Origin of the sequence: Agrobacterium tumefaciens, assembly GCF_005221325.1 — a bacterium.
GTDB lineage: Bacteria > Pseudomonadota > Alphaproteobacteria > Rhizobiales > Rhizobiaceae > Agrobacterium.
Genome location: NZ_CP039888.1, coordinates 772578 through 798457 on the forward strand (window position 1 = coordinate 772578; position 25880 = coordinate 798457).

General features: G+C 58.9%; 33 protein-coding genes and 1 tRNA gene. 12 read left to right on the forward strand and 22 right to left on the reverse strand.

From position 1 onward, the window contains the following. Positions 1 to 255: 255 nt before the first annotated feature. Complete coding sequence (locus tag CFBP5499_RS04075; RefSeq protein WP_080827403.1) at positions 256 to 1500, reverse strand: MFS transporter; 1245 nt, start codon at positions 1498 to 1500, stop codon at positions 256 to 258. A gap of 235 nt (positions 1501 to 1735) precedes the next feature. Here CFBP5499_RS04075 and CFBP5499_RS04080 point away from each other — a divergent pair, with 235 nt between their 5' ends. From CFBP5499_RS04080 to CFBP5499_RS04090, 3 genes are all read left to right on the forward strand, one after another. Continuing rightward, the gene (locus CFBP5499_RS04080) at positions 1736 to 2644 is read left to right on the forward strand and encodes a diacylglycerol/lipid kinase family protein (RefSeq protein ID WP_080825480.1); all 909 of its coding nucleotides are present in this window, start codon (positions 1736 to 1738) and stop codon (positions 2642 to 2644) included. 147 nt (positions 2645 to 2791) lie between these two features. Further along, positions 2792 to 4165, forward strand: a complete 1374-nt coding sequence (locus tag CFBP5499_RS04085; RefSeq protein WP_175416610.1) for an aspartate aminotransferase family protein — start codon at positions 2792 to 2794, stop codon at positions 4163 to 4165. A 64-nt stretch (positions 4166 to 4229) separates the two neighbouring features. Then, the gene (locus CFBP5499_RS04090) at positions 4230 to 4700 is read left to right on the forward strand and encodes an OsmC family protein (RefSeq protein ID WP_080825478.1); all 471 of its coding nucleotides are present in this window, start codon (positions 4230 to 4232) and stop codon (positions 4698 to 4700) included. A 3-nt stretch (positions 4701 to 4703) separates the two neighbouring features. Here the strand turns inward: CFBP5499_RS04090 and vapC are convergent, their stop codons facing one another. The 7 genes from vapC to CFBP5499_RS04120 form a co-directional block, all read right to left on the reverse strand. Next, complete coding sequence (gene vapC / locus CFBP5499_RS04095; protein WP_080825477.1) at positions 4704 to 5093, reverse strand: type II toxin-antitoxin system VapC family toxin; 390 nt, start codon at positions 5091 to 5093, stop codon at positions 4704 to 4706. Then, the gene (locus tag CFBP5499_RS04100; protein ID WP_080825476.1) at positions 5090 to 5320 is read right to left on the reverse strand and encodes a type II toxin-antitoxin system VapB family antitoxin; all 231 of its coding nucleotides are present in this window, start codon (positions 5318 to 5320) and stop codon (positions 5090 to 5092) included. The genes vapC and CFBP5499_RS04100 overlap by 4 nt, the downstream gene beginning before the upstream one ends. Positions 5321 to 5385: 65 nt before the next feature. Beyond that, the gene (gene amn, locus CFBP5499_RS04105; RefSeq protein WP_080825475.1) at positions 5386 to 6891 is read right to left on the reverse strand and encodes an AMP nucleosidase; all 1506 of its coding nucleotides are present in this window, start codon (positions 6889 to 6891) and stop codon (positions 5386 to 5388) included. 103 nt (positions 6892 to 6994) lie between these two features. Beyond that, a complete protein-coding gene (locus CFBP5499_RS29880; RefSeq protein WP_175416611.1) occupies positions 6995 to 7168 on the reverse strand; it encodes a hypothetical protein in 174 nt (57 codons plus the stop codon). Positions 7169 to 7178: 10 nt separating this feature from the next. Continuing rightward, positions 7179 to 7361 (reverse strand): hypothetical protein, encoded by a 183-nt coding sequence (locus tag CFBP5499_RS29885; protein ID WP_006311503.1) that lies wholly within the window; start codon positions 7359 to 7361, stop codon positions 7179 to 7181. Positions 7362 to 7519: 158 nt separating this feature from the next. Continuing rightward, positions 7520 to 8116, reverse strand: coding sequence for a hypothetical protein (locus tag CFBP5499_RS04115; RefSeq protein ID WP_080825474.1), 597 nt, complete (start codon positions 8114 to 8116; stop codon positions 7520 to 7522). Between the two features lie 174 nt (positions 8117 to 8290). Then, the gene (locus CFBP5499_RS04120; protein WP_080825473.1) at positions 8291 to 8629 is read right to left on the reverse strand and encodes a DUF2147 domain-containing protein; all 339 of its coding nucleotides are present in this window, start codon (positions 8627 to 8629) and stop codon (positions 8291 to 8293) included. Between the two features lie 586 nt (positions 8630 to 9215). On the opposite strand from CFBP5499_RS04120, the gene CFBP5499_RS04125 reads away from it, so the two are divergent. Further along, positions 9216 to 9479, forward strand: coding sequence for an SEL1-like repeat protein (locus CFBP5499_RS04125; RefSeq protein WP_080825472.1), 264 nt, complete (start codon positions 9216 to 9218; stop codon positions 9477 to 9479). A 366-nt stretch (positions 9480 to 9845) separates the two neighbouring features. Here CFBP5499_RS04125 and CFBP5499_RS04130 read toward each other — a convergent pair whose 3' ends face one another. After that, a complete protein-coding gene (locus CFBP5499_RS04130) occupies positions 9846 to 10958 on the reverse strand; it encodes a pyridoxal phosphate-dependent aminotransferase (RefSeq protein WP_080825471.1) in 1113 nt (370 codons plus the stop codon). A gap of 435 nt (positions 10959 to 11393) precedes the next feature. On the opposite strand from CFBP5499_RS04130, the gene CFBP5499_RS04135 reads away from it, so the two are divergent. Continuing rightward, positions 11394 to 12536: a multicopper oxidase domain-containing protein gene (locus CFBP5499_RS04135; RefSeq protein ID WP_080825470.1), complete on the forward strand. Its 1143-nt coding sequence runs from the start codon at positions 11394 to 11396 to the stop codon at positions 12534 to 12536. Further along, positions 12533 to 13726: a metal transporter gene (locus CFBP5499_RS04140; protein WP_130932452.1), complete on the forward strand. Its 1194-nt coding sequence runs from the start codon at positions 12533 to 12535 to the stop codon at positions 13724 to 13726. The genes CFBP5499_RS04135 and CFBP5499_RS04140 overlap by 4 nt, the downstream gene beginning before the upstream one ends. Before the next feature lie 72 nt (positions 13727 to 13798). Here CFBP5499_RS04140 and CFBP5499_RS04145 read toward each other — a convergent pair whose 3' ends face one another. Continuing rightward, positions 13799 to 14143 carry a hypothetical protein gene (locus tag CFBP5499_RS04145; RefSeq protein ID WP_080825469.1) on the reverse strand — a complete coding sequence of 115 codons (345 nt, stop codon included), beginning with the start codon at positions 14141 to 14143 and terminating at the stop codon, positions 13799 to 13801. 327 nt (positions 14144 to 14470) lie between these two features. On the opposite strand from CFBP5499_RS04145, the gene CFBP5499_RS04150 reads away from it, so the two are divergent. Both CFBP5499_RS04150 and CFBP5499_RS04155 read left to right on the forward strand, forming a co-directional pair. After that, the gene (locus CFBP5499_RS04150) at positions 14471 to 15688 is read left to right on the forward strand and encodes an NAD(P)/FAD-dependent oxidoreductase (RefSeq protein ID WP_080825468.1); all 1218 of its coding nucleotides are present in this window, start codon (positions 14471 to 14473) and stop codon (positions 15686 to 15688) included. A 7-nt stretch (positions 15689 to 15695) separates the two neighbouring features. Then, positions 15696 to 16496, forward strand: a complete 801-nt coding sequence (locus tag CFBP5499_RS04155; protein ID WP_080825467.1) for an aldolase/citrate lyase family protein — start codon at positions 15696 to 15698, stop codon at positions 16494 to 16496. Between the two features lies 1 nt (position 16497). Here the strand turns inward: CFBP5499_RS04155 and CFBP5499_RS29890 are convergent, their stop codons facing one another. After that, a complete protein-coding gene (locus CFBP5499_RS29890) occupies positions 16498 to 16674 on the reverse strand; it encodes a hypothetical protein (protein WP_003524115.1) in 177 nt (58 codons plus the stop codon). Positions 16675 to 16763: 89 nt separating this feature from the next. Beyond that, positions 16764 to 17105, reverse strand: a complete 342-nt coding sequence (locus tag CFBP5499_RS04160) for a hypothetical protein (protein WP_080825466.1) — start codon at positions 17103 to 17105, stop codon at positions 16764 to 16766. 162 nt (positions 17106 to 17267) lie between these two features. On the opposite strand from CFBP5499_RS04160, the gene CFBP5499_RS04165 reads away from it, so the two are divergent. The 4 genes from CFBP5499_RS04165 (at position 17268) to CFBP5499_RS29900 (ending at position 18402) form a co-directional block, all read left to right on the forward strand. Beyond that, positions 17268 to 17358, forward strand: a tRNA-Ser gene (locus CFBP5499_RS04165). A gap of 313 nt (positions 17359 to 17671) precedes the next feature. After that, on the forward strand, positions 17672 to 17911 hold the full coding sequence (locus CFBP5499_RS04170; protein ID WP_080825465.1) for a hypothetical protein: 240 nt from the start codon (positions 17672 to 17674) through the stop codon (positions 17909 to 17911). After that, positions 17901 to 18203, forward strand: a complete 303-nt coding sequence (locus tag CFBP5499_RS29895) for a hypothetical protein (RefSeq protein ID WP_175416612.1) — start codon at positions 17901 to 17903, stop codon at positions 18201 to 18203. Before CFBP5499_RS04170 ends, CFBP5499_RS29895 begins: the two co-directional genes overlap by 11 nt. Before the next feature lie 19 nt (positions 18204 to 18222). Next, on the forward strand, positions 18223 to 18402 hold the full coding sequence (locus tag CFBP5499_RS29900) for a hypothetical protein (protein WP_080825464.1): 180 nt from the start codon (positions 18223 to 18225) through the stop codon (positions 18400 to 18402). Positions 18403 to 18411: 9 nt separating this feature from the next. Here CFBP5499_RS29900 and CFBP5499_RS04180 read toward each other — a convergent pair whose 3' ends face one another. The 10 genes from CFBP5499_RS04180 to CFBP5499_RS04225 are packed head-to-tail and all read right to left on the reverse strand — an operon-like array spanning position 18412 to position 25617. Continuing rightward, the gene (locus CFBP5499_RS04180) at positions 18412 to 18636 is read right to left on the reverse strand and encodes a hypothetical protein (protein ID WP_130932451.1); all 225 of its coding nucleotides are present in this window, start codon (positions 18634 to 18636) and stop codon (positions 18412 to 18414) included. A 56-nt stretch (positions 18637 to 18692) separates the two neighbouring features. Next, positions 18693 to 19697 carry a hypothetical protein gene (locus CFBP5499_RS04185; RefSeq protein ID WP_130932450.1) on the reverse strand — a complete coding sequence of 335 codons (1005 nt, stop codon included), beginning with the start codon at positions 19695 to 19697 and terminating at the stop codon, positions 18693 to 18695. A 4-nt stretch (positions 19698 to 19701) separates the two neighbouring features. After that, positions 19702 to 20067 (reverse strand): phage tail assembly chaperone, encoded by a 366-nt coding sequence (locus CFBP5499_RS04190; RefSeq protein ID WP_080825461.1) that lies wholly within the window; start codon positions 20065 to 20067, stop codon positions 19702 to 19704. Continuing rightward, positions 20064 to 22106, reverse strand: coding sequence for a hypothetical protein (locus CFBP5499_RS04195; protein WP_080825460.1), 2043 nt, complete (start codon positions 22104 to 22106; stop codon positions 20064 to 20066). Before CFBP5499_RS04195 ends, CFBP5499_RS04190 begins: the two co-directional genes overlap by 4 nt. After that, positions 22103 to 23767: a terminase large subunit gene (locus CFBP5499_RS04200; RefSeq protein WP_080825459.1), complete on the reverse strand. Its 1665-nt coding sequence runs from the start codon at positions 23765 to 23767 to the stop codon at positions 22103 to 22105. Before CFBP5499_RS04200 ends, CFBP5499_RS04195 begins: the two co-directional genes overlap by 4 nt. Then, positions 23751 to 24167 carry a phage terminase small subunit P27 family gene (locus CFBP5499_RS04205; RefSeq protein WP_080825458.1) on the reverse strand — a complete coding sequence of 139 codons (417 nt, stop codon included), beginning with the start codon at positions 24165 to 24167 and terminating at the stop codon, positions 23751 to 23753. Before CFBP5499_RS04205 ends, CFBP5499_RS04200 begins: the two co-directional genes overlap by 17 nt. Continuing rightward, positions 24164 to 24481: a phage head closure protein gene (locus CFBP5499_RS04210; protein ID WP_080825457.1), complete on the reverse strand. Its 318-nt coding sequence runs from the start codon at positions 24479 to 24481 to the stop codon at positions 24164 to 24166. Before CFBP5499_RS04210 ends, CFBP5499_RS04205 begins: the two co-directional genes overlap by 4 nt. Further along, complete coding sequence (locus CFBP5499_RS04215) at positions 24478 to 24891, reverse strand: DUF3168 domain-containing protein (RefSeq protein WP_080825456.1); 414 nt, start codon at positions 24889 to 24891, stop codon at positions 24478 to 24480. Before CFBP5499_RS04215 ends, CFBP5499_RS04210 begins: the two co-directional genes overlap by 4 nt. After that, positions 24888 to 25307 (reverse strand): HK97-gp10 family putative phage morphogenesis protein, encoded by a 420-nt coding sequence (locus CFBP5499_RS04220; protein WP_080825455.1) that lies wholly within the window; start codon positions 25305 to 25307, stop codon positions 24888 to 24890. The genes CFBP5499_RS04215 and CFBP5499_RS04220 overlap by 4 nt, the downstream gene beginning before the upstream one ends. Then, the gene (locus CFBP5499_RS04225; RefSeq protein ID WP_080827401.1) at positions 25300 to 25617 is read right to left on the reverse strand and encodes a head-tail connector protein; all 318 of its coding nucleotides are present in this window, start codon (positions 25615 to 25617) and stop codon (positions 25300 to 25302) included. Before CFBP5499_RS04225 ends, CFBP5499_RS04220 begins: the two co-directional genes overlap by 8 nt. Positions 25618 to 25880 lie beyond the last annotated feature (263 nt).

The following is a 25880-nucleotide window of genomic DNA, read 5'->3' on the forward strand; positions in this document are numbered from 1 at the left end:
ACGGCGAACGCGGTGGTGAGCCGACAGGTGTCGGATCAGTTCCCGTTCGCCGCTTTCGGCAAAGGCAATCGACTACTACTGTCGCTAGACATCTAATGATGCTCCGTTGAAATCCGCACAGTTCCGGGTCACGGCCGGTGCGTATCGCCGTGTTGCGCCTGAAACGAAAAAGAGTCAAGCGAGCCGATTGTGAAATTTCCGTAAGGTTCCCGGCGGGTGCTGGAAAAGGCGTTTGGACCGCTGAAAAGCCGGCTTTCAGCCGGCTTTTGCGCGCCGTTCGACGGTGACGGAAACAAGGAAAACGCCAAGTCCGAGAAGGGAGAGAACGGCACCGATATAGCCCGTCGAGGCGTAACCGAAACCCATGGCAATGACGAGGCCGCCAAGCCAGGCGCCGAGCGCATTGGCAATGTTGAAAGCGGAATGGTTGGAAGCGGCGGCAAGCGTCTGCGCATCCTGCGCCACATCCATCAGCCGGGTCTGCACGGCCGGGCAGGCTGCAAAACCGCAGCCGATCAGGAACACGCAGAGGCACAACATGAACGGATCGTGCGCCGTCATGCCGAACACCGTCATGACCAGCACGTTGAAGGCCAGCATGCCGCCAATCGTACCATTGAGCGAGATATCGGCGAGCCGCGAGCCGACCACATTGCCGACATTCATGCCGATGCCGAACAGCGCCAGCACCATGGAAACGGTGGAAACCGGCATCATCGCCACGTCGGTGGTGGTCTTGGCGATATAGCTGAACACCGAGAACATGCCGCCGAAACCGACGGCGGCGATGGCGAGCGTCAGCCACACTTGCACGCGCCTGAATGCGCCGAGTTCACGCCACACGCTTGCGCCTTCCTCCACCTTGTCACGCGGCTGAAACAGCCAGAGAAGGGCGACGGTCAAGAGCCCGATGCCGCCGACCAGCATGAAGGCCGCTCGCCAGGACAGGAGCTGGCCGAAGAAGGTGGCGAGCGGTGTGCCGAGCAGGGTGGCTATGGTGAGACCGAGCATGACGCGGCCAACGGCGCGGGCACGCTTGTGGATGGGCGCCATGGAGGCTGCCACCAATGCGGCCACGCCGAAATAGGCGCCATGTGGCAGGCCGGTAACGAAACGCAGGAGGGTGAAGCTCAGGAAGTCAGGCGCAAGGGCGCTCAGAATATTGCCTGCTGCAAAAAGTCCCATCAGGCCAAGAAGCAGTGTACGCCGTGTCAGGCGAGCGGCAAGGACCGCAATGATCGGCGCGCCGATAACGACGCCCAGCGCATAGGCCGTGATGACGTAACCCGCCTGCGGAACAGTGACGCCATATGTGTTGGCGACGTCGGGCAGCAGACCCATGATGGCGAATTCACCAGTGCCGATGCCGAAACCGCCGGCGGCCAGCGCCAGCTCGATCAGTGCGATGGCAAGCGGTGAAAGGGCGGCGGCCGGTGCTGCCGTGTAAACGGTTTCATTCTCCGCGCGAGGGAGGGCTTCGGACATATTCGACTGGCTCATCGTGACCTGAAAAACGGGGAGGGCCCACAGAAAAAAGGGCAAGACCGTATGGGAGCGGTCTGCCCTGACTGGAGATGCGCGGTCATGAAAATGACCTTAAATGGTCCCTAACATGAAATGACGCGTTGCGGTAGAGCGATTCGCGGTAAAAGAACATCTTCACGCGATGGTGTTCGGAACTCTATCGGAAGCCAGGCATTTACGCGCGGCTGCGTTGCGGAATCAGGTTGGAAACATGAAGCTCATTGCAATTTTCAATCGCGACGGCGGCACATTTCGCACCACGGATATGGACGCCTATTGCGAGCATGCCCGCGCGGTCTTCTCCCGCGCCGGCCACGAGATCGATTGCCGTCTGGTTTCCGGCAAGGATATCGTCGAGGAGATGGAACGCGCCGCCGATGAGCCTGATATCGAGGGCATCATTGCCGGCGGCGGTGACGGCACGATTTCGGCCGCTGCGGCCATCGCCTGGAAACACGGCATTGCGCTTGGCATCGTTCCGGCCGGCACCATGAACCTCTTTGCCCGCTCGCTGAAGCTGCCGCTCGACATTCGCCAGGCACTGGAAACGCTGGCGAATGGCAAGATTGCCAACGTCGATATCGCCAGCGTCAATGGCCGTCTCTTCGTGCACCAGTTTTCCGCCGGCCTGCATTCGCGCATGGTGCGCTACCGCAACAATCTCGCCTTCGCTTCCCGTCTCGGCAAGATCAAGGCGAGCATCCGCGCTGCCATCAGCGTCATCCTCAATCCGCCGGTCTTCGAGGTGCAATATACCGTCAATGGCACGACGCAGCACCGCAAGGTCTCGGCCATCTCCGTCTCCAACAACGAGTTTGGCCAGAATTCATTGCTGGTGGCGGACAATGTCTCGGGCGGCCATCTCGGCTTTTACCTCACCGATCCGCTGCGCCCCTCAGGCGTTGCAAAACTCGCCTTCGACATTCTGCGCGGCAAGCTGAAGGAAAATGCCGCCGTGACAGCAACGACCGTGACGGATGTGGAACTGCATTTCCCGAAGAAACGCCATGATCTGCGCTGCGTCATCGATGGTGAACTGTTACCGATGGAACGGGATGTGGCACTGAAGGTTCACGCCGGCGAATTGAAGGTGCTGGTGGGGCCAGCATTTTTCACGTAGCGCAACCGCCTTTGAATTAAGCGGACCACGCCGAGCCAATCAATATCCCCCTAAAAACCACCAGCCTTGCCAAATCGAGGCTGCCCGGCCATGTTCGGCGGGCGCGGTGGCGTGAGCGCCGTTGCCTTTGTGGGAGTGCGATCTGTCATGAATGAAATCTCCAAGCCGATCTCCAATCTCGCCGCCATCGATGCCGCTCATCACCTTCATCCCTTTTCCGACATGGGCAAGCTGAACGCCGCCGGCACCCGCATCATCGAGCGAGCCGAAGGGGTGTTCATCTATGACAGCACCGGCAAGAAATATCTCGATGCCTTTGCCGGCCTCTGGTGCGTGAATATCGGTTATGGACGCCGCGAGATCGCCGATGTCGTGCAGCGCCAGATGAATGAATTGCCGTATTACAACGCGTTCTTCGGCACCACCACGCCGCCCGCGACACTTCTGGCGCAGAAGATCGCCTCTCGCGCCGGGCCAAAGATGAACCATGTGTTCTTCACCAATTCCGGTTCGGAAGCCACCGACACCTGGTTCCGAATGGCGCGAGTCTACTGGAAGGCGCTCGGCCACCCGACGAAGACGAAGGTCATTGCCCGCCGCAACGGCTATCATGGCTCGACGGTGGCCGGTGCTTCGCTCGGCGGCATGAAGTGGATGCACGAGCAGGGCAGCCTGCCGATCGAGGGTGTGGCCCATATCGGCCAGCCCTATTGGTATGCCGAGGGTGGCGATCTCTCACCGACCGAATTCGGCCTGAAGGTGGCCCGTGAACTGGACGCGAAGATCGATGAACTCGGCGAGGAGAATGTCGCCGCTTTCGTGGCCGAACCCATTCAGGGCGCTGGCGGCGTCATCGTGCCGCCGGAGACCTACTGGCCGGAAATCGCCCGCATCTGCAAGGCGCGCAACATCCTTCTCGTCTCCGATGAAGTTATCTGCGGTTTCGGCCGTCTCGGCTCGTGGTTCGGTTACCAGCATTTTGGCGTGGAACCGGATTTCGCCCCCGTGGCCAAGGGACTGTCATCAGGTTATCTGCCGATTGGCGGTGTCATCGTCTCCGACCGGGTGGCGGAGGTGATGTTGTCTGAGGTCGGTGATTTCAACCACGGCTTCACCTATTCCGGCCATCCCGTCTGCGCTGCCGCGGCACTGGAAAATCTCCGCATCATCGAGGATGAGGGGCTGGTGGAGCGGGTGCGCGACGATATCGGCCCCTATTTCTCCGAGGGCTGGAAATGCCTCACCGATCACGAACTGGTGGGCGAGGCAGTGAATGTTGGCCTGATGGGCGGCCTGCAGATAACGGCCGACAAGGCCACCCGCAGGCGTTTCGCCAAACCTGACGATATCGGCACAGCAGTGCGCAACCATTGTCTGGCAAACGGCCTCGTGATGCGAGCCACGGGCGATCGCATGCTGGCCTCGCCAGCGTTGACCATCAGCCGTTCCGAAGTCGATCAAATCATGGAGACACTGCGCAAGGGGCTCGACCACCTGCGCGATACGCGAGAGCATTTCTAGGAAAAGTGGATACCGGTTTTCCGTTAGAAAATGCAAAAAAAGATTCCAAGGGAGGAATAACCACATGGCAGGACAGGAACATCATTACGCCGTCGAGGTGAAATGGACTGGTAATCGCGGCAAGGGCACGTCTGGTTATCGCGACTATGAGCGCGACTACACGATTTCCACGGCGGGCAAGGCGGATATTGCCGGCTCTTCCGACCCGGCCTTCCGCGGCGATCCCTCCCGCTGGAACCCGGAAGACCTGCTCGTCGCCTCGCTCTCCGCCTGCCACAAACTCTGGTACCTGCATTTCTGCTCCGTCAACGGCATCATCGTCGAAGACTATGTCGACAATGCCGAAGGCACGCTTGTCATGGAAAAGGACGGTGCGGGGCAGTTCAGCGAAGTGGTGCTGAAACCGGTCATCACCATTTCGAAGGGCGATCCCGCCCGGGCGGATGAGTTGCACCATGATGCGCATGACAAATGCTTCATTGCGCGGTCGGTGAATTTTCCCATCCGCGTGGAGGGGACGGTGAAGGTGGTTTGAGGTTCAGGCGAATTGCAGACCGAGATGATCGGCCATCGGCTGAAAGTCTCGGTCGTTGTGCAGCAATTTATGTCCGTGCTCGATGCAGTAAGTGCCGATGATGAGGTCAGCCGTTTTACGCACGGTTTTCCCTACGCCGCGAAGTTTTCGGTAATTGGTAGCAGCTTTAACGGCAAGTTCGGGTGTCAGCATCGGCACGAATCCGAAGCGCTTCAGCCGACTATGTATAGCCGCCGCCAGCTTGTCATTCCGCTCTCCCTGCAGGATTTCGAGAAGAATAATGTCGCCGATAATCACGTCGGTAAGATCGCTTATATCGTCGAGCGTTGTGACTTGAGGCGTGGATTTATTCTGAAACCAGTCGATCCAGACAGATGTATCGACAACGATCATTCTGCGGCATCTTGCGATTTGATATCTTCTGCGCTCCAGCTATTGCGCACATTTTCCAGATCGCCACTCCAGCCGATGCCTCTCAGTTCCTGCAACGCTTTACGCCGCCCGAGATTCTCCACGAGATCGCGCAACGCCTTCTCAACGGTTGCCTTTTTCGTCGAGAGGCCTGTGATTTCCATCGCCTCGGCGATCAAGGCGTCATCAAGTTCGATGTTGGTACGCATGTAGAAACCCTTGGTGTATCGATTTACGAAACAATACACCAAAGGCGCTTCGTTCGATACAGATTTTACTGGAACGCCGTCTCGTAAAAGCTTCTGAGCTTGCGCGAATGCAGCGTTTCCGTCGGCATGGCGGCAAGCTTCTGCACGGCGCGGATGCCGATTTGCAGATGCTGGGCGACCTGGGTGCGGTAGAACTCCGTTGCCATGCCCGGCAGCTTCAATTCGCCATGCAGCGGCTTGTCGGAGACGCAGAGCAGGGTGCCGTAGGGCACGCGGAAGCGGAAACCGTTGGCGGCGATGGTGGCCGATTCCATGTCGAGTGCTATGGCGCGTGACTGCGACAGGCGCTTGACAGGGCCGGCCTGATCGCGAAGTTCCCAGTTGCGGTTGTCGATGGTGGCGACGGTGCCGGTGCGCATGATGCGCTTCAGCTCGAAACCCTCATAACCCGTGACTTCGGCAACAGCACCTTCCAGCGCCAGCTGCACTTCGGCAAGCGCCGGGATCGGCACCCAGACCGGCAGGTCGTCATCGAGAACGTGATCCTCACGCACATAGGCGTGGGCCAGAACATAGTCACCCAGCCGCTGGCTGTTGCGAAGGCCGGCGCAATGGCCAACCATCAGCCAGGCATGCGGGCGCAGCACGGCGATGTGGTCGGTGATCGTCTTGGCGTTGGAGGGGCCGACGCCGATATTGACGAGCGTAATACCGGCATGGCCCTTCTTTTTGAGGTGATAGGCAGGCATTTGTGGCAGGCGCGCGAGCACTGCATCCGTCTGCGGCCGGTCGGAACCGGCCTGCGTAACGATGTTGCCGGGCTCCACGAAGGCTGTGTAGCCCTCGCCACCATTCTTCATCAACTGCCGTGCCCATGCGGCGAATTCGTCGATGTAGAACTGGTAGTTGGTGAACAGCACGAAATTCTGGAAATGGCTGGCGCTGGTCGCCGTGTAGTGGCTGAGGCGGGCAAGCGAATAATCGATGCGCTGTGCGGTAAAAGGCGCGAGCGGTGCGGGTTCGCCCGGCACCTGATCATATTCGCCATTAGCGATGAGGTCGTCGGTATTGTTGAGATCGGGCGTATCGAACAGATCGCGCAGCGGCACGTCGGAGAGCGATGAAGCCGCCGCGGCCTCGACATAGGCGCCTTCGCCGAAGGCGAAATGCAGCGGAATGGGCGTGGCCGATTCGGCAACCGTGACGGGAACGCCGTGGTTCTTCATCAGAAGCCCCAGCTGCTCCTTGAGATAATGGCGGAAAAGCTCCGGCCGGGTGATTGTCGTCGTGTAAACGCCGGGGGCGGAGACATGACCGTAGGAGAGACGCGAATCGACATGGCCGAAGGTGGCCGTCTCGAGGCTGACCTGCGGGTAGCAGGCGCGGTAGCGGCCGGTAATCGGCGCACCCTTGGCAAGGTCGGTGAAAGAGTTGATGAGGAACGCCGTATTGCGTTCGTAAAGCGCGGTCAAAGCCGCCACAGCTTCTTTCGGGTCCGTGAATGTCTGCGGCGCGAAAGGCTCGGGGCTGATGAAGGTGAAGGGCGGAATCGTTGGTTTTGCTATTGTCATGGCCCATTATAAGAGGCCAATTTCGACAGGCAAGCGACAGAAATACGAAGAAACTGAAAAGAAACGGAAAAAGCAGCTGCAACAATAAGCGGGACGGGAAACCTCAGCCGAGCGCGCCGCGCTGCAGGCTCATCAGAAGCACGAAACCGGCGCCCTTGGATGCTGGGCGGGGATCGGCCTTGTAAACCGCAAGTCCCGCCACCGGGCCGAGAAAGATAGAGGCCATCAGCACCAGCCGCAGGGCGGAGAACAGGCCGTTGGAAAAATTTGTGATCATCGGTCGATCCTCAGAGTACAACGGGGCAATTGGCGGCGGGCGCCGGGCTGTGCTGGCAGGCAATGGCCGCACCGGCATTCACCCGCTGAAAACTGCGGTTTGGATTAACGACGAGCGAGGCGAAGGACATGGCGAAGATCGCCATGAGAAACGCAAAGATTGCCAGTCGGCTGATCAGCTTTGTCATGTCCATTCCCCTTATTGGAGTTGATGGACAGAGTTTTGCCATACTCGGACTGAACGGACCCTGAGACCCCGGTTCATATGGTGTTCAGGGATGTTAACGGGTGGTGACAGGACAGATTGATGCCGCAAACGCCTCGCTGGAGACCTCGGTCGCCCGTCCTTTGATCACGAAGAAGAAGCTGCCGCACGCGCCGCAAGATCGGCCACGAGGGTTTCGAGTGCTTGCGGTTTCGTCACATCGACGACCGGCACGTTATGTTGCTGCGCCGAGGCCAGCATCTCGGTATTCTCCCGCAGCGATCGCTCGATGAAGGCGTCCATGATCCGCCGCTGGCTGGCCGTTGCATCATCGTATCGGGCGTGAGAGCGCATCCTCTCGAGAAGGAAATCATTCCCGGCATGCAGAAAGACGCCAGTGATCGCGCTGCCGAGGAGGGGTGATATAAGTTCCGGGCGCAGGGCAGCACCCTCGAAGATCGCGGGATTGCCGGTATTGCAGCTGTTGTCGATCAGCGAGCGGATCAGCGGCCAGATGTTCTGATGATGAACCTTCAGAAACCAGTGGATCGTGTCTGCCGAAAGCTGCGTGTAATATTCCTCCACCGGCGTCGGTATGCCCGGCCAGGGCCTGCCGGGGTGGCGGGCGAGGCTGTCGGTCGATATCGCCTCACAGCCGAGCCGATCGCTCAAAAGACCGGCAAGGGTGCTTTTGCCCACATGCGAGGTGCCGGCAATCAGGATCGTCGAAAGGGGGAGGGGCATGCGTGGCTCTCGTTGGGGTGCGGCTGGGTGGCACGATACATCAACGTTCAGGGATGTTCCACGCGGCATCCGTTTGTGGCTCTGGGCGCAAAAAATCTCCCAATGCCGCGCTGGCTGGTCAGGCCGCGCCTGCTGGCTGGCGGGCAGCCGAAAGTCCACCCGCCGCCTATTCAGTTACAGCCGCGTCCAGGTCTGTGATTTGCACAGAATCTTCAGTACGCAGCCCTTCATGCTCAGCGAGTTGCCGGAAACGGTGCCGGAGCCGCTATAGGTCTTGTCGTTGGCGGGGTCGGTAATGTCGCCCGAATAGCTGTTTCCCTTGCCGGAAAGCTTGCCGATCTGTTTTCCGGCATGTTTGCCGGTCTTCAGCGTCACGCAGAAGGCGCCGCCGCAGGGGCCGATCACGGCGGTTTCACCGCTGGCCGTTTTCCAGTTGCCTTCGATGGCTTCTGCGGCAACAGCAAGGTTGCTGCCCATCATGAGGGCAGCGGCAATCATCATTACGCGCTTCATAAAAACTCCTCCCGAAATTTGCGCAGACCCTTCCGAACCGCACCGGTCATGAAGAATGGATGCGCATTAAACCCTGTCCTGCATTGCCGATGGTGTGGCGTCCTGCGACGCGGTCACCTTTTGGCCTTGCTATCCTTTGCCTGCCTCATCCTCATAAACAGACAGCCGGATACTATTTTACGTTAACGTAAAAGGAAACAGAAATTTGCCGCGCTAGAGAGGCGTTTGCGACTGTTTGCGCAGTGGAGACGGTCGAATTTGAAAATCGATGTTTTTATCGTGGTGAACGAAGGGTTTAAATCCAGATGTAAACTTTTCGTAAAAATCGCCTGAAAGTCCTTAATTTCCGCACCTCGTGATATTTAACAAAAACCCAATTTTACCAATCGTTTGCAGTTTGTTTGCGGCCCATTAATCATGCCTTTTAAGCGCCCGTTGAAAGGCTTGCGGCATAGTGAAGTCATCAAAAGCGCAGGGAAAACCTGCCGGCCCGAAGAACAAAAAAGCCGCACAAGACGGCGGTTCTGAAGGTTAGCCTCGGAAAGAAGGCGATTGATGAAACAGGCAGAAGACAGGGATTAAAACGATGGCACGCTTTGAAATTCGCGATATCGAAATGGCTGCCGGTGGCGAAACCCGCGCCGACACTCTTTGCAATCTCGGCCTGGTCTATGCGACCGGCCGGGGCTGCAAGGTGGACCTGATCGCGGCCCATAAGTGGCTCAACATCGCCGCGATCCGCGGATCGGAAAGAGCCGCTTCACTGCGCGCCGATCTCGCCCGCAACATGACGAAGGCGGAACTGGCCGAAGCGCTGCGGGCCGCCCGCGACTGGATGACGATGCACTGATTTACCCTTGATATCATTGAGATTTCCGGTCCGGTTCCCTCCAGTCCCGATGACCGGTACAAAGGAAAGTAAACCCGAAGGGGAACGCGGCGAGGGCTTTGAAAACAAGCTTTTGCGCTGACACATCAAACCGCGACCGGCAGGAACAAGGCCGGCGCGGTTTTCTTATGTCTGGCGAAGCCGCGTTGCCGGAAAATGATTCGCGGACAGGGGGTTGCGAGAGGGTGTTGAATCGCTTTCGCATAACCCTGTAAGGAGGATGGAACCGCCACGGCAGGCATGGCAGGTGCGTTTTCGAGCCGCTCCCTTCCTCCGTCATGCCGGACCTGATCCGGCACCCAGCCAACGGAAGCGAGGAACTGGAGTTTATCCGATAGCCTTGAGAACCTTCGGCAGCGCCTGCTGGAAAAGATCGATTTTGTCTGCGGTGCCGGCGCTCACACGAATGCACCGGTTGAGCGGGGCAACGCCCGGCATGCGGATGAACACGCCATGGTCCATCAGCCCATCAACGATGGCCCGGGCATAAGCGCCGTCGCGGTGGCAATCGATGGTGACGAAATTGGTTGCCGAGGGCAGGGGTGAAAGGCCGTTATCGCGGGCGATTGCGGAAATGCGATCGCGGGCATCGGAAATCTTGCCAACCACCTCATGCAGATAGGCCTGATCCTTCAGCGCCGCCAGGGCGCCGGCGACCGAAATGCGCGCCATGCCGAAATGGTTGCGGATCTTGTCGAAGGCCTCGACATTGCCGAGCGTGCCGATGGCATAGCCCACGCGCGCGCCGGCAAGCCCATAGGCTTTCGAGAAGGTGCGCATGCGCAGGATATTCGGCTGGCCGATCAGCGCATCGATGGCCGGCACGGCACTGGCGGGCGCGGTTTCGCAATAGGCCTCGTCCAGAATGAGCAGGCAGGTTTCCGGCAGGGCGCGGGCGAAAGCGACGACTTCGCTCGCCTCCCACCAGCTTCCCATCGGATTATCAGGGTTGGCGAAATAGACGAGCGGCGCATTTTCCCTGTTAACGAGATCGAGAAGCCCGTCAAGATTTTCATGATCGTCGACATAGGGCGTGGTGACGAGCTTTCCGCCAAAACCGTTCACATGGTAATTGAAGGTGGGATAGCCGCCAAACGAAGTGATGACAGGTGTACCCGGCTCGACGATCAGCCTGGCAATCTCCCCCAGCAATCCATCAACCCCGCTGCCGATGGCAATATTGCCGCGTGCAACGCCGTGGTGGATGGCAAGCGCTTCCTTCAGCTCGAAATTTTCCGGATCGCTGTACATCCAGGTTTCCGCCGCCGCATCCCGCATGGTGAGAAGCACGGATGGGGCGGGGCCGAAGCCGCTTTCATTGGCGCCGATCCGCGCTTCCACCTTCAGGCCGCGGTTCCGCTCGATGGCCTCCGGGCCAACGAAAGGAACGGTTGAAGGAAGCGAGACGGCAAGCGGCGTGAGGCGTGAAAAAGCTGACATTGATAAATCCGATATGCGGTTGGGAAGGCTTGTTCCGGGCAAGCCTCAGTTTGTCACAATGGGTCAGATTTCCGTCGATTTGGGAACCCCTAGCCGCTGGAATTTACACTGCGAGACCTCCGAAGGAGGAGCCGGAACTTGAAAAAACGCCTTTCGGATCGACTTCGGGACGCGCGGTAATTTCCCTGTTTTTGACAGATGTTCCGCAGGAAATCGGGTTGCCTGCCCGAAAGTCGCGGTGGGAGGCGATCGACTATCGACTTCCGTCAAAAGCTTGTTGCAATTAATTCCTAATTGCAGAATATTACGTGGGCGGGGCGAGTATATTTTATTTTTTGCAAATAGTTCTTAATTGCAGCAATGCGAGCAAAATCGCTAGCTCTCTCGACAGACAGGCTGCCGCCGCAAGGGATGGAAATGGAGAGAAAATCTTAAATGGAGACGAAGTCACTTAAGCAATTAACCAGCGAACCGGTCAGCCGCAGAAGGTTGCTCGCCGGCGGTCTGGCCGCTGCGGGGGGAGGAGCGCTTCTGGCAACCAACGCCTCCGGCCAGACAGCGCATTCGGGACACGCTGCAATACCTGTGCCGGCATACGACGAGAGCGCCCCGGCCGCCCACGGCGCCCATGGCGCCATGATGACGGTCGGAGAAGTCGATTCGCAAACCAACGGTTTCGATCCCCACAAGATGCTGACCGACTGGGAGACTGGCACGGTAGAGGTTGCTGCTGACGGACGTACCGTTCGCACCTTCGAGATTACCGGCGAAGACAAGGAGATAGAGGTTGCGCCCGGCGTCATGTTCCCGGCCTGGACCTACAACGGCCGTGTGCCGGGACCGACCTTGCGCGCCAAGGAGGGCGACCGTATCCGGGTGAATTTCAAGAATTATGGATCGCACCCGCATTCCCTTCATTTCCACGGCATCCACTCGGCGCGGATGGACGGCCTTCCAGGCACGCCAGGCATGGTCGATCCCGGTGGAGAGTTCACTTATGAATTCGACGCCAAGCCCTTCGGCTGCCATCTTTATCATTGCCACAACGTGCCGCTTCGCCGGCACATGCACAAGGGCATGTACGGCGCCTTCATCATTGATCCGGATCCGGACCGGCATCCCGAGCACGCCGATGTCGCACGTTCGCGCCTGCTGGGTACGCCGGAAAACGCGGGCTGGCAGGAAATGGTGATGGTGTCGAACGCGTTCGATACCAATTTCGATGAAGAGAACGAATTCTACGCCGTCAACACCGTCGCGCATGCCTTCGCCAAAAAGCCGATCAAAATTCTCCGCTCCAAGCCGGTGCGCATCTATCTCGTCAATGTGCTGGAATTCGATCCGATCAACTCGTTCCATCTGCATGCGAATTTCTTCAATTATTTCAATCAGGGCACCACGCTGACGCCGACGCTGCAGACCGTTGACCTCATCACCCAGTGCCAGGCGGAGCGCGGCATCCTGGAATTCACCTTCGCCGAGCACGAGACCGGGCTTTACATGTTCCACCCCCATCAGACCGAATTCACCGAACTCGGCTGGATGGGCATGTTTGATGTCGTGGAGTCGCTGTCATGAATGTCATGGAAACGAAAACAACCGCCTCCGCTCGCTCCGGCCTTGCTCTCGTCTGGATCGCCCTGCCGCTTCTGGCGCTGGCCGCCGCCATTGCGTGGATTTTCACCGCCGACCCTCTCGGGCGGCTCGATAACGGCGCGCCGCCGGTCGAAAACCTCACCTTCGAGCGCACCGTCCTCAACGACAAGGGCCTGCAATTGCTGGTCCGGGCCGGTGGTTCGGAACCGATGACGATCGCCCAGGTACAGGTCGATGCGGCCTACTGGACGTTCACCCAATCGCCATCAGGCGAGATTCCGAGGGGTACGTCCGTCTGGCTCAACATCGATTTTCCATGGAATCTCGCCGATACCCATGCCGTCACCGTGGTGACCAATACTGGCGCGAGCTTCGATCACGAGATCGCGGTTGCGGTGCCGACACCCACCGCGACGTCAGGGCAATTATGGATCCAAACGCTGGTCGGCATCATCGTCGGCGTCGTTCCCGTCGCCATCGGCCTGATGTTCTATCCCGCTTTGCGCAATGTGGGACAGGGCGGCATGAACTTCCTTCTGGCGCTGACAATCGGCCTGCTCCTCTATCTTCTCATCGACATGACGGAAGAGGCGCTGGAAATCGCCGGTGAGACGGCCGCGCTGTTTCAGGGCCGGGTGATGGTGGTGCTTGGCGCTTTTGCGGCCTTCCTGCTCCTGATGGCGGTCGGTCGCCGGCACGGCACACCAACGGGGCTGGCGCTTGCCACCTATATCGCGCTCGGCATCGGCCTGCACAATTTCGGCGAAGGGCTGGCCATCGGCGCGGCCTTTGCGGCAGGCTCGGCGGGCCTTGGCGCTTTCCTCGTGCTGGGTTTTGCGATCCACAATATCACCGAGGGTATCGGCATCGCCGCGCCGATCCTCAAAAAGCGGCCGTCGATCTCGGTTTTTGTCGGGCTAACCCTTCTGGCCGGCGGTCCGGCGGTGCTCGGCATGTGGCTCGGCAGTCTTGCCTATGCGCCGCAGTGGACGGCCTTGGCGCTTGCCATCGGGGCCGGCGCCATCCTGCAGGTGATCGTCGAGGTCGCCGCCTATATGGCGCGCACCAACAGCCGGGAGGTCCCCTCGCTGTTCCTGTCTCCAGCGGTTCTCGGCGGCCTGGGCGCGGGGATCGTGTTCATGTACGCCACGGCGGCGTTGGTGAAGATATGATGTTGGCCCCTTCACGCGGGGCATCTAACCGCGATTGACAATCCGACGGCTGCCGCGGTTTCGCGGCAGCCGTTACGACGTCTCGAAACTCAATCTGCGCACATGATGCAGGAATTCCGCATCAATCAGCATGTTGAAGCCGATGGTGACTTTTTCCTCTTCCCGGCGGATCAGCGTGCAGCCGATCTCATCGCGAATGCCGAGAATCTCCAGATAGAAATTGGCCGGCATTTCCAGTTCGGGGCTGACATCCAGCTCCGCGCCGTAAAGGGAAATGCTGCGCACCAGGCAGCGCATGGTGTCCTTGGCGCTGAGATGATGCCCGATGAAGGTGATCTTGCCGGGCCGGTCGATCTGAAATTTCTCGTACATCTCGTCCTGGGGGACGTTCTGACTGATATCCATATGTAAAGCCATGACAACCTCCCGGATTGCCTCTTTGGTGCCTATTTTAACGCAGCTTCCTTGCCAGGGCGTGAAGGAAATCCGCGCAATTCTTTCTACTCTGTGTCGATCTCGACCAGCTTTCGCTGGGGAAGCCGATGTTTCCACTCATGAAAATGCGCTATGCCCCATCCGGTTGCAGCGGTGCCGCGCGCTATGCTGATAATGTGTCACGCTTGCACAGGGCTGGCGTTGCTGCGCGGTTGACTGGGGCCGTACTTGGCGTTACGCCTGATCCTGTAATATGACTTTGCGAGGGCCGGCGGGATCGGCGCTTCGTGATTCTTCTGGGAGTGGACTGTGACGGGAAGGCTGGTAATCGTCGGGGCGGGGCAGGCCGCTTTCGCGCTGGCGTCGAAGCTTCGGGCGCTGAAGGACGAGCGTCCCATCACCATCATCGGCTCCGAGGATGCCTATCCCTATCAGCGGCCGCCGCTCTCCAAAAAATACCTTCTTGGCGAGATGAGCTTTGACCGGCTGATGTTCCGCTCCGAGGAATGGTATGCGGAGCACGATGTCGATATCCGGCTTTCCACCTGGGTGGAGGAAATTGACCGCACCGCGAGAACCGTGCGCATGCAGGATGGCAGCACGCTTTCCTATGACAAGCTGGTGCTGGCGACTGGCGCGGCACCCCGTCTGCTGCCGGCCAGCATCGGCGGCGATCTCGAAGGCGTGTTGACGGTTCGCGACAAGCGCGATGCCGACCGGCTGATGGAGGAGATGAAGCCGGGCCGCAGGCTGCTGGTGATCGGCGGCGGTTATATCGGCCTCGAAGCGGCGGCCGTTGCCCGCAAGCTCGGTCTTGAGGTGACGCTGATCGAAATGGCCGACCGTATTCTGCAGCGTGTGGCGGCGAAGGAAACCGCCGATATCATGCGCGGCATCCATCAGGCGAATGGCGTCTCCATCCGCGAAAAGACCGGCCTCGTGCGCCTTGTCGGCATGGATGGCCGGGTGGCCGCTGCCGAACTCTCCGACGGTTCGACGCTCGATGTCGATTTTGTCATCGTCGGCATCGGCGTCACGCCGAATGACCGGCTTGCGCGCGAATCGGGCCTTGATGTCGGCAATGGCATCGTGGTCGATGACCATACCCGGACATCGGATGCGAATATTCATGCGGTGGGCGATTGCGCCATGTTGCCGTGGCGGGGCCAGCATGTGCGTCTCGAATCGGTACAGAACGCCGTTGATCAGGCCGAGGCCACTGCTGTTGTGTTGGCCGGCAGTGAGGCCGCCTATGAGGCGAAACCCTGGTTCTGGTCGGATCAATATGACGTGAAGCTGCAGATTGCCGGCTTCAATCTCGGTTATGACGAAACGATACTGAGACCGGGTTCTCGCGAAAGCAGCTGGTCCGTCTGGTATTTCCGCGACGGCCGATTCGTGGCTGTGGATGCCGTCAATGATGCCAAGGCCTATGTCGCCGGCAAGAAACTGCTCGATACCGGCGCGGAGCCGGATCGCGCCATCCTGGCGGACGCCGCCGCCGATCTGAAATTACTGCTTTCCTGAGGATATCATGCCCGCTCCCGAAAACCGTTTCAAAACCGCCATCCATGCGGGCAAGCCGCAGATTGGCCTCTGGCTCGATATGGGCGAGGCCATCGCGGCGGAAATCGCCGGCACTGCGGGTTTCGACTGGCTGGTGATCGACGGCGAGCATGGGCCGAATGATCTGCGCAGCATCATCGATCAGTTGCGGGCGCTTGCCACGTCGCCCGCCGAGCCGGTGGTGCGCGTGCCCGTTGGCGAAAGCTGGATGATCAAGCAGCTTCTGGATGCGGGCGCACGCACGCTCCTCGTACCGATGGTTGATTCGGCTGAGCAGGCCACGGATCTGGTCAGCGCCATGCATTATCCGCCCCGCGGCATTCGCGGCATGGGCGCGGCGGTGGCCCGCGCTTCCGCCTTCAACACGATCAGCGACTATGCGGACACTGCCTCCGATAGCGTCTGCCTGCTGGTGCAGGCCGAAACGCGGGCGGCGATCGATGATCTCGACAATATTCTTGCGGTGGAAGGCGTAGATGGCGTCTTCATCGGCCCGGCCGATCTTGCCGCCGACATGGGTTATCTCGGTCGGATCGACGAACCGGAAGTGCAGGCCGTGATCGAAGCAGCAATCGTGAAGATCGTGGCGGCGGGCAAGGCTGCCGGCATTCTGACCTTCAACGAGGCCTATAATCGCCGTTATCTCGAACTCGGCGCATCCTTTGTGGCTGTTGGTGCTGATGTCACGGAATTCGCCAATACGCTTCGCGCGCTCTCCGCCCGTTACAAGGGCGGAGCAGCACCTCGGCCATCCAGATCGGGTTACTGAGTTAGTCGTCGTTGCTGGCGTTCAGCTTTTCCGGCGGAATGCCTTCCTCGCCCGAGGCGAGATAGCCGGTATTGATAAGGGCGGCACGAATGATGCGCTGGATGGCTTCATCCCTGTCCACACCGTGATCCCTCGCGAAATCCGACAAGGCTGCTTCAAGATCGTCGCTGAACCGCATGTTCGCCCCCATTTTCACTGCGCTTTAAACCAACAGGCAAAGGCAAGGCAGGGTGACCCGCCTTGCCTGAACTTCAATTTATACGGCGATCAGCGCCAGCGATACAGGCTGCTGTTGGACGAGCTCTGCTGTGTGCTCGTACCGATCGCATAACCGATCGCAAAACCGAGTGCGCCGACGATCGTCAGCAGCGAGGTCGCCGTGCCCGGATTTTCCTTGACGGCTTCCACCACGTTCTGGCCCTGGGCGCGGACATTATGTGCGGCCTTGCGAACGCGGCCGCGTGCCTCATCCAGAAATTCGGATGCATCCTCGCTGACGCCTTCCGCGCGGGCGGAAACGGATTTCGAAAGCGACGAGATCTGCGAACGCAACTCGGCAATCTGGTTTTCGATCGTGTCTTCGACAACATTCAGTTTGGTCTGAGCCATTAGAACACCTCTTTTGTTACCGAAGCCAGAACGTACCGGCCTGCAAGAAGTTCCCGAATTGCCTGCAAAGTTTCATGAAGCCCTATTTGCCCAACAGGTTTTTCGGCTTCTTGGCGAAAAAGCCTTGCATTCATTTTTTTTACGCAATAATCAGGCCGCACCGGAGAGGTGGCCGAGTGGTCGAAGGCGCTCCCCTGCTAAGGGAGTATACGTCAAAAGCGTATCGTGGGTTCGAATCCCATCCTCTCCGCCACAATCGCGTGTTAAGCGCTTGATTTCCCTTATTTTTTCCATTTATTCAGCCCATTGCCCTAATGGGCGTCCTAATCGCTGAACGCTGTGGAGAACCCGCGTTGTCCGCCTTTCCGTACGAGGAAAGGGCCCTGCCGGGTATTTTTCTGCAAGGCTCAAAAGAGATTCGCGGCGACTCACAGAGCAGTTGAATGCACAGTGAGTGCGGTTCTGCTGCTAGATTATCCACAATGTATTAGCTGAAGGCATTCCGGCCGCTTCACACGCGAATAATTCTATGCCCTACTCGCTTAAGACGAACGAGAGGAATCGGTATGGAAATTGCGGGAGGTACCCAACTCATCGAAAAGTACCTTGAGCTTGGCGGTCAGCGGCGCATCTACGTTGAAGAAGACGGCTCTATCAGAGTGTTCACCCTCGACCCCGAGCCTGAAGCCGCGGCAAGATTTTGGGAGGAGAATATCGCCGTGTTGGATATTCGGGGGCTGAACAATCTGTATCGCCTGCTGCCGCTTATCCAAGGACTGCATGGGGGGAACCAAAATGGACTATGATTATGAGCGATCAGGCTACGATGACTTTCTTCGTCAGTTGATCGACGGCGGTGACATCAATGATCCTGCTGCGGAAGGCATCACCAAAAAAGTGATCGCGGACGGCGAGGAAAGCCTGACGGACAAACAGCGATATGTCTTCAACACAAAGGTTAAAAGCGTGTTCCGTCGACCCAGCTGCTCACTGTGCGAACAACCTATCGAATGGGATAACGCATACGAGGAAATGGGTAGCTTGAAGGCAAAGTGCGCTGACTGCACTTATCGATATGAGAAAATGCTAGCAGAGTGAGCAGTAAAAGGAGGCAAGTATGTTTGTAAAGCTTATCAACACTGATAATAAGCCGGTCTGGGTCAACTTCAATAATGTGGCCTACTTCCGAGACGATGGTGATAAGACCGCCATTGTCTTCAGCTCTCCGAACGACCAGAGACTTGTCGTGTACGTCCCTCTCTCTGCTGATGAGTTAGCGCTTCTTGCAACTGACTGAGCCAGCGGATCAGTGAAGCAACGGCGCGGGATCTCGCTTGACAAACCAGACCCGCCAGCCGGTGCCTTCATAGCTGCCAGCGGTCCAGAGCGGGTTAAGGATCTCGGCGGCTGCCATGGCCTCTTCGAAGCTGTCCACGTGCCTGACTATGATGTCTATCAACTCGCTGACGGTCATGTCGCGCTTGACGGTAAAATCCTCGGATTCAAATCCGGCGTGAATGATGGTGTCCATGCCGACGACAATGTCCTCATCCGGCAACGCAGATCAACTACCAAAACTAGTAGTGATCAAGCTGCCCTGCGAAACCATCCATCGAACACCACCGCCGTAAGCGGCTGCGGGAAAATCAGGATGAAGGCAGAGACTTGCTTTGCCGCGATAGTCCGAGATCTGAGCTCTGACCGACACGATCGGCTGCAGGTCGAAGCACCTCGATGCGATTTGAAGACTGACCCGCATATCTCACATGGCACCTCCGGCGCGTTGCGCTTGCGCTCTTCATTCGCGTGCTTGTTTCTGCATTTCTGGCTGCAGCAGTGGGCGGGGTGCTTCGCCTCAAACGGGTTGGAGCAGACTGAGCACTCGTATTGTTGAACACCCCAGGCCGCAATCCGGCATTCGACCGAACAATACTTCTGCTTGCGCCCCCGTGACTGGCGGCAAACGAATGGTTTTTCGCAATGCGAGCACTGCCGGTGACGCTCCGGATTACGCTGTGCCTTGTGCGCGCAATCGTATGAGCAGAAGTGCTGACCGGGAAACGGGCTTCGATATTTGGCACCGCATCCCTCGCAGCAACGCTCTGGAGCGGTAGCTTTCCAAACCGTATACCAAGCCTTGGAATAGGCAAGCCGCTTGGCATAGCGCGCTATTTGCGGCCGGTAACGGGCGGCATTCTCCTCGCAGAGAGGTGAGCAAAACAACTCACCGCCGGCCAAGCGCAGGGCAGAAAGGCGGTTGCCACAGTCGGCGCAGGCAATCCGTAGATCGCGATACTCATTCTGGCCCTCGATCCATGTCGGGCGGTCTCCAGATCCGAGTCGGCGCAGCGCGGTATCGATGATCGTTGCCGCTTCCGTATCCGATGACTGCCACCCGTGGCCGGACATACATAACGCCGAACGGACACCGGCGCGCGCCTCGCCTTCGTGCTGCCAGCGAGATAGCCTCCAATCATCGAGAACATCCATGACTTCTTGAATTACGTGCTGGCGTTTCCGGCCTCGCAACAGACTGTGTTGCTCACGGAGGCTCGCATTCCTGGCTTTCACGTAGTTATCAAGATAGGCCATCGATTTATCCAAAAATAGCGTCAACGAGTCCTGCGGTTAAGGGCGCGGAGGAGATCGGAGGCAAGTTTTTCACGCCTTCCGGCGCATCATTCTTCCGAAGGGACTGACACTCCAGATATGTCCGGTCCATGGCCCGCAAAATGGAGACGTGGCGCGGCTCGATCGGCCAGCGCATCAACTGGGTGTAAGCGAGGATTTCGGCGTGGCTGATCGGATTAGGACCGGCCGCGTGATATGTCCGTGCCTGGTGCAAATCGAGGAACCAGCGGAACAGCAGCTCACCGCCGGTGGGAATGCGAGGCGCAACCGGTGACCTCGCTTCGAGCTGGCGCTTTAGCTCCGCGCACAGATGGTCAGCGAGGTTGCTCATTGAGGGTTACCACCGTTTATGAAGCGCTCAGATCGATTGCTGTTATTCTGCCGGACAATCTTCACCGAGTTCGCCTGTGCTTGGCGGAGTATCTGACCAACGAGTTCCGGCGACAGGCTGACCATCACCTCTGATGTTCCCCCACTGGGGGAAGATGCCTGACCTGTTGAGCCGCCACCGTTTACGGAGACGCCGAGACGGCCGCTCGAGTCACGCGCCAAAGGCATGATTGCTTCCGGCCCGGCTTCGCCCATGAGGCCGGCGCCCTTGGCGAAGGCGAAGGTTGTCGGGCTGCTAACGACCTGGTTCGAAAAACCGCTGATACCACTGGCGAACGCGCCGCCCTTGGCGAAGGGCCGTGTTGCTGGAACCGGTCCGGTTTTCGGCAAGGCAGCAAATCCACCATTGCCGCCACCGAACAGGCCGCCGAATAGGTTGGACAAAAGACCGCCGCCGCTACCACCGGCCGCGCCGTTGACCTTGAAAAGCGCGTCCAAAACGTCGTCAAGCAAGGTGTCGGCGATGCGTTTCAGCGAGTTGACCGCAACATCGCCCATCGCCTCCCAGAAGCTTTTTCCGCTTTCGATCGCACCGAGCAGGTCGTCTAGTCCGGCTTTGGTCAGGTCGCGATAGAGGAGCGTTTGCTCATCAGCTTTTCGCCGTGCTTCCTGCTCCTGATAAACGGCCTCAGTGAGCGAAATGACCTTGGCCCGCTCTTCGTCCGTTGCGGCCGCTCCTGCCTGCCTTGAGGCCGCAGACGCTCGCTTGGCGGCGTCGGACAGGTTCACGACGCGGAGCTCCTCCTCAAGCTCGGCAATGAGCTCCTGAACGGCTTTCCGTTCGCGCTCTGCCTGCGTGACCGACGCGGATCGCGACTTCTTTGCAGGCGTTTCCGGCGGCGCCTTGTAGGCTGGTGGCGTCCATCCGCCTGAGGATTTCGGAACGAAGTTCATAACCTGCGGCCGGTTCTCCAACTCGCGGATCAGCACGTTCTCCTGTTCATCGAGCTGGCGCATCTTGATTTCATGCGTGCCTTTGGCCTTGGCGCGCTGGCGGTCATTCAGGCGGCTGTCTGCGGAGTCGATATCTGCGATCGCCTTCGCAACCGCCTGTTTCTGAGCCATTATGTCATTGATGTTGCCCTGGATCGTGGAGGAGCGTCGTTTGTCGACGGCACGCAGGGACTCGAGGAAATCCACCATACTATCAACGACGCTGACGATCGCTGATTTCAGGGTGTTGCCGACGGTGCTGGAAATGGCGTTGAACTGGCGGTCAATCTCCTGAGCCTTGGTGATGACGTCATCCGAAAGGACATGGCCGAAATCGTTCGCCGCCTTGAGCTGGGCGCGGATGCCGGCTTCACCCTGCTGGAGGAGCGACACCATGCGCTCGCCGCCGGTACCGCCGAAAAGCTCATCAAAAATGCGGATACCGGCGGCCGTGTCCTTCAGCATCCGCGTCCGCTCGATGAGGAGCAGCATCAGTTCGGTCGGATCTTTGAGCTTTGTTTTCACCTCTTCCGGCGTCAGCCCAAGCCGCTGGAACGCTTCGGCCGCGCTGCCCTTGCCGGTGACGGCAAACTCATCGGCGCGCAACTGGAGTTCTTTCAGGCCATCGGTGATGGCATCGACGGGGATTCGCGCCTGCTCGGCCACATATTTCCATTCCTGAAAAGCTTTGGAAGACAGGCCGGCCATTCGCGCCTGATCGCCCAGTTCGGCAACCGACTGTGTGACGTCCTTGACGGAGTTGAGCACGCCAGCGATGCCGGCGCCGATGACTGTGCCGATCAAACCGCCGGCAAAGGCTCGACCGACACCGCCGATCGACGTGCCAACCGTCGCCATGGCCTGGTTGATCCGAGTGGAAGAACGCTTGGCGTGCTCCTCCATTTCAGAGGTGGCTTTTCGGGAGGACTGCGACATTCTGCGGAATTCGCGCTCCGTCGTTCCGGAGGCTTTCGCCATGTTCCGTTCGAGGTCTTTAATCCGAGCCTCGAGCATGATTACGAGGCGTTCTTCGTCTGTCTGGCTCATGCGTGGCTCCATTCTTCGATGTCACCGGTAAAGGTGTCGTATGAGGAAATGTTGGTTTCACCGACGGCGGCCCGGCCAACGGCCATGGCACATGCAACAGCGCCGTCGATTCTGTCTTTCGACAGACCCTTGTGAAAGCTGATGTTCTCGGCCTTGTCTCGAACGGTCGCGATGTTGTCGAAATGCCATCTAAGGATAGGGTGTCCGCCGTGGCGGAACTTGCGTGCGATAATAACACGCTCCAATTCTTTGTTCGCCGGCGCCATGGTGATCCAGCCCTGCCGCATTTCGACTGCCGGCAGACCGTCATCGAGGAGGTTGTTCAATGTGTTGCGCGCGAGATGCGGATCAAACGCGAGCTCGCGAACATTGAACCGTGCACAAAGTTCTCGCAGATGATCCTCGACGGCACGGAAATCAACGACGTTGCCCGGGGTTGGAATGATCAGGCCTTGTTCCGCCCAGAGCGGATACTTTGCCGCCTCGCGGTCGGACCGATGCTGGATGTTGTCTTGCGGGCAGAAGAACCAAGGATAAACATCATAACCGCGCTCCTCGTCGCCCCAACATGCCACGGCGGCGGTCAGGTCGGAGTTGCTCGAAAGGTCGACACCGATCCAGCACGGCTCCTGTGAAGCTTCCTTCTCATCGAGATCCACGGCGCCGAAGCCGTCATCGTAAACCGGCATCGCCACGAAAGGACTGGCAGAGTTTCCGAGCCAGCAATCAAGGTGGAACTGCATGAAATCGTCTTTGTCCGCCGGCCGTTCCTTCGCCTCGTGGGCCATCTGACGGAGACCGTCGATATCGGGATAACCGTCGGCAAGACCAGGATTCACGAAGTGCCAAAGCTCCTCATCTGTCCAGTCTGAGAACTCGCGAACATTGTCCCCAGCCCATTTCGATTTGGGATCTGGATCAGTTTCAAACAGCACAGGCAGGAAACCGGGATCCTCGATCTCGCCGGACTGAACACGGCGTGCGTATTTCAGCAGATCGAACGCGAGGTTTTCTTGTCCGCGGCCCGCCTGCGTGATGATCACGAGAAGTGAGCCGGGAGCTTTGTTCAAACCGGTGCGGATCGCAGACCACATCTTCCGGCTGTTCGCGCCTTCCCAGTTGATCAATTCATCGGCCAGAACAAACTGCGGCGTCTTGCCAAGTTTGCCTTTTCCGCCGGAGGCCAAGGCCCGGAACTTCGCGCCGGAGAGCTTGTGCTCCAGAATGAAGGTGCTCTCGTTGAGCTTCATCTTATCTTCAAGCCATGGCGTCTCGTCGATGATGCCGGTCGCTTCCTCATAGGCAATGACGGCATCCTCCTCGGCAGAGGCTGCGACCATGGCTTGACCGCGGCTCACGCGCTGATATCCGACGGTATGGAGGAGAGCGAGGCCGGCACCCATGGTGGTTTTACGCGCACCGCGAGGAAGAACGACGAAGACGGTTCGCACCTGGCGCTTGCCGTTGGCGAAGCAAGGGCCATAGATGCGTCGGACAATCCGTTCCCAGAACAGTGGAAGCTCAAAAGCACCGCTCGTGCTTTTCGGATGCTTCAAAGCTCGCAGAAAATCGACTGCACGTTGACCATGACCGAAGGGGTCTTCAATCTCGCTGCCGTCAAAAATCCACTCGGGACGGGTTGCCTTATAGGTCGAGGCCATCGGGTGCCCCTCTGTCTGGCTTATTCTTCGGCGTGAAACCCTGCTTCGAGCGGGCGGCGGGTGTCAGGCCGAGTTCTGCCGACAATCGGGCAACGGTCTCCATTGCCTTCGAGAGCATGCCGGCGGCCGGGTTAGGTTTCAGCATGCCGTGGGCTGTCTTCACCAGCGGGCTGTGCTCTCTGAGAGATTTCTGGCACTCTTGCACCATCCACCGGGCAACGATGTAGGTCTCCAGCACACCGAGTGCGGGAGCGGTCAGGATCTTCCGCTGCACCATATCGGTAGCGATGATTGTCCATTCTGCGACCATGTCCGGGGGTAATGTCGCGGGCGGTTTGGGAACGCCACTAAGACCGCCGTCTATAGCTGTGAGATCAGCTTTCCGTCCGCGCGTGCTCATACTGTCACCTTGCGGTCGCAGCGCAGCTCGAGTCCCTTGCGGCGGCCGATCTCCTTCACCTCGCGGATATTGAACTCGCCACCCTGATACAGGACACGCGACGCGCCGGTGACGCCTGAGAGGAAGCGCGTGCGAAAAATGACGACAGTCTCATCACTGGCGCCGCCCGTGAGGAACTCTTCCGTGCTGCTTTGGATCAGCTGGGCGCGCACGGTTGCAACATCGGTCCATGTCGAGACCGGCGTTCCGTATTCGTTCGGCACGCTGGTGAAGCTCTGGATTGTGATGGAGCGATCAAGCTTTCCCGATCTCATGACACCTCCTGCACAAGTGCATCGACCGTTAGAACAGCGTGCGACGTCTTGCCGTCCGGATCGCGTAGGAAACGGGAACCGCGCACCCGGCAATCGGCGCAATGGAAGCCGGGATCAAGTTGCAACTTCGCGCTCTGAATCGCGCTCCGTATCGTGCCGGCGATGCGCTTGCTGATCTCGGTAGACGGTTCCTCGACCCAAACATGCAGGTCGAGATAGACTCGTGTCAGCTTGCGAGCGATGCTCTCGCCTTCATCGACGGACTGCCCCTCGCCGATAATGATGGACGGGCGCGGGTTTGGCCGCTCATTGCGGTCAAGGATCGACGCAGCGGGGACTAGCGAGACGACGTCACCGGTGGATGACAACCTGTAACGTATGGCTTTTTGCAGGGCGAGTTCAGGGGTCATTTGCCGCCCCAATTCTGTTTCACTGCCTTGCTGGCAGCCCTCTTTATGCGGCCTGTGATCTTCTTGCGGAGGAGACGAAATGCGGGCCAGAAGAATGGCTGCGCTGTCGCCTCCTGGGTGCCGTGTTCCACCAAGTGCGCGTACCGAACATCCTTGTTTCCGGCCGTCACCGCCACGGCAAGCTCAGGTACCGTAACGCGGCCGCCCGGCCTGGAATATGGCGGAGTGCTTGATCCACCCGGGGTGACCGTGATGCTCTCTTGCAAGGCGCCTGTGTCCCGCGGTGCAAGGATGCGAGCGGTCACCGCCAGGTCGTTGCCTGACTTCATCAACTCCGGCACCATAGCGGCGCGGACATTCTTCGGGATCATTGCCAGCCGCTGTTTGATGCGACCAATTCCGCCGTCGTCAACCAAAACTGTACTCCCGATATTCGTTCACGATAGGCCACACACCGAACGGCAGTTCCTGAGCGCTGACGCCGACTAGCGTCGCCTCGCGGTTTTCGTACCAGTGCGCGGCCGTCTGGCTGACTGCCTCGACAAGCGCCGGCGGAATTTCCTCCTGGCCGGTGCTGCCGTAGCGCTCTTCAATCTTGAAACCGAGAAGACGCTCGACTTGGTTTTGAGCCGCCGCAATCTTGCGTTCGAGCAGCGCATCGTCGTCCGTTCCGAGATCCGGCGTCAGGTTCAGCTGCTGTTTCAGCTCGTTCAGACTGACGATCATGACGGCCACCTTTTCGGTTTTAAAAAACACGACCTAATTTGAAATTTTTTCGCACGAGAGACCCGCCGCCGGTCCCCAAAGGGGGTGGAAAGTTGACGACCACCCCCCCATGTTGGATTGCGATGAGAGAAGCGCTCGGAGGCGGCCATGAGCTTGGACTGGAAGGAACTCGACAAGGAACAGAAGAACCTCATGCGCGAGTTTAGAGACGATGAAGTTCCAATACGGATGCTGGAACCACACCTCACACGATTTGCGCAAAG

Bases quoted from the DNA above. Each gene is read 5' to 3' on its own strand.
- CFBP5499_RS04120 (WP_080825473.1), bottom strand. From the start codon at position 8,629: ATGAAGCGCGTAATGATGATTGCCGCTGCCCTCATGATGGGCAGCAAC.
- CFBP5499_RS29895 (WP_175416612.1), top strand. From the start codon at position 17,901: ATGGACTATGATTATGAGCGATCAGGCTACGATGACTTTCTTCGTCAG.
- CFBP5499_RS04190 (WP_080825461.1), bottom strand. From the start codon at position 20,067: ATGAGCAACCTCGCTGACCATCTGTGCGCGGAGCTAAAGCGCCAGCTC.
- amn (WP_080825475.1), bottom strand. From the start codon at position 6,891: ATGACAATAGCAAAACCAACGATTCCGCCCTTCACCTTCATCAGCCCC.
- CFBP5499_RS04210 (WP_080825457.1), bottom strand. From the start codon at position 24,481: ATGAGATCGGGAAAGCTTGATCGCTCCATCACAATCCAGAGCTTCACC.
- CFBP5499_RS04135 (WP_080825470.1), top strand. From the start codon at position 11,394: ATGGAGACGAAGTCACTTAAGCAATTAACCAGCGAACCGGTCAGCCGC.
- vapC (WP_080825477.1), bottom strand. From the start codon at position 5,093: ATGATCGTTGTCGATACATCTGTCTGGATCGACTGGTTTCAGAATAAA.
- CFBP5499_RS04090 (WP_080825478.1), top strand. From the start codon at position 4,230: ATGGCAGGACAGGAACATCATTACGCCGTCGAGGTGAAATGGACTGGT.
- CFBP5499_RS29885 (WP_006311503.1), bottom strand. From the start codon at position 7,361: ATGGACATGACAAAGCTGATCAGCCGACTGGCAATCTTTGCGTTTCTC.
- CFBP5499_RS04085 (WP_175416610.1), top strand. From the start codon at position 2,792: ATGAATGAAATCTCCAAGCCGATCTCCAATCTCGCCGCCATCGATGCC.
- CFBP5499_RS04160 (WP_080825466.1), bottom strand. From the start codon at position 17,105: ATGGCTCAGACCAAACTGAATGTTGTCGAAGACACGATCGAAAACCAG.
- CFBP5499_RS04115 (WP_080825474.1), bottom strand. From the start codon at position 8,116: ATGCCCCTCCCCCTTTCGACGATCCTGATTGCCGGCACCTCGCATGTG.
- CFBP5499_RS04185 (WP_130932450.1), bottom strand. From the start codon at position 19,697: ATGGCCTATCTTGATAACTACGTGAAAGCCAGGAATGCGAGCCTCCGT.
- CFBP5499_RS04125 (WP_080825472.1), top strand. From the start codon at position 9,216: ATGGCACGCTTTGAAATTCGCGATATCGAAATGGCTGCCGGTGGCGAA.
- CFBP5499_RS04075 (WP_080827403.1), bottom strand. From the start codon at position 1,500: ATGAGCCAGTCGAATATGTCCGAAGCCCTCCCTCGCGCGGAGAATGAA.
- CFBP5499_RS04100 (WP_080825476.1), bottom strand. From the start codon at position 5,320: ATGCGTACCAACATCGAACTTGATGACGCCTTGATCGCCGAGGCGATG.
- CFBP5499_RS04225 (WP_080827401.1), bottom strand. From the start codon at position 25,617: ATGATCGTCAGTCTGAACGAGCTGAAACAGCAGCTGAACCTGACGCCG.
- CFBP5499_RS04215 (WP_080825456.1), bottom strand. From the start codon at position 24,891: ATGACCCCTGAACTCGCCCTGCAAAAAGCCATACGTTACAGGTTGTCA.
- CFBP5499_RS04155 (WP_080825467.1), top strand. From the start codon at position 15,696: ATGCCCGCTCCCGAAAACCGTTTCAAAACCGCCATCCATGCGGGCAAG.
- CFBP5499_RS04180 (WP_130932451.1), bottom strand. From the start codon at position 18,636: ATGGACACCATCATTCACGCCGGATTTGAATCCGAGGATTTTACCGTC.
- CFBP5499_RS29880 (WP_175416611.1), bottom strand. From the start codon at position 7,168: ATGATCACAAATTTTTCCAACGGCCTGTTCTCCGCCCTGCGGCTGGTG.
- CFBP5499_RS29900 (WP_080825464.1), top strand. From the start codon at position 18,223: ATGTTTGTAAAGCTTATCAACACTGATAATAAGCCGGTCTGGGTCAAC.
- CFBP5499_RS04200 (WP_080825459.1), bottom strand. From the start codon at position 23,767: ATGGCCTCGACCTATAAGGCAACCCGTCCCGAGTGGATTTTTGACGGC.
- CFBP5499_RS04170 (WP_080825465.1), top strand. From the start codon at position 17,672: ATGGAAATTGCGGGAGGTACCCAACTCATCGAAAAGTACCTTGAGCTT.
- CFBP5499_RS04205 (WP_080825458.1), bottom strand. From the start codon at position 24,167: ATGAGCACGCGCGGACGGAAAGCTGATCTCACAGCTATAGACGGCGGT.
- CFBP5499_RS04080 (WP_080825480.1), top strand. From the start codon at position 1,736: ATGAAGCTCATTGCAATTTTCAATCGCGACGGCGGCACATTTCGCACC.
- CFBP5499_RS29890 (WP_003524115.1), bottom strand. From the start codon at position 16,674: ATGCGGTTCAGCGACGATCTTGAAGCAGCCTTGTCGGATTTCGCGAGG.
- CFBP5499_RS04140 (WP_130932452.1), top strand. From the start codon at position 12,533: ATGAATGTCATGGAAACGAAAACAACCGCCTCCGCTCGCTCCGGCCTT.
- CFBP5499_RS04195 (WP_080825460.1), bottom strand. From the start codon at position 22,106: ATGAGCCAGACAGACGAAGAACGCCTCGTAATCATGCTCGAGGCTCGG.
- CFBP5499_RS04145 (WP_080825469.1), bottom strand. From the start codon at position 14,143: ATGGCTTTACATATGGATATCAGTCAGAACGTCCCCCAGGACGAGATG.
- CFBP5499_RS04130 (WP_080825471.1), bottom strand. From the start codon at position 10,958: ATGTCAGCTTTTTCACGCCTCACGCCGCTTGCCGTCTCGCTTCCTTCA.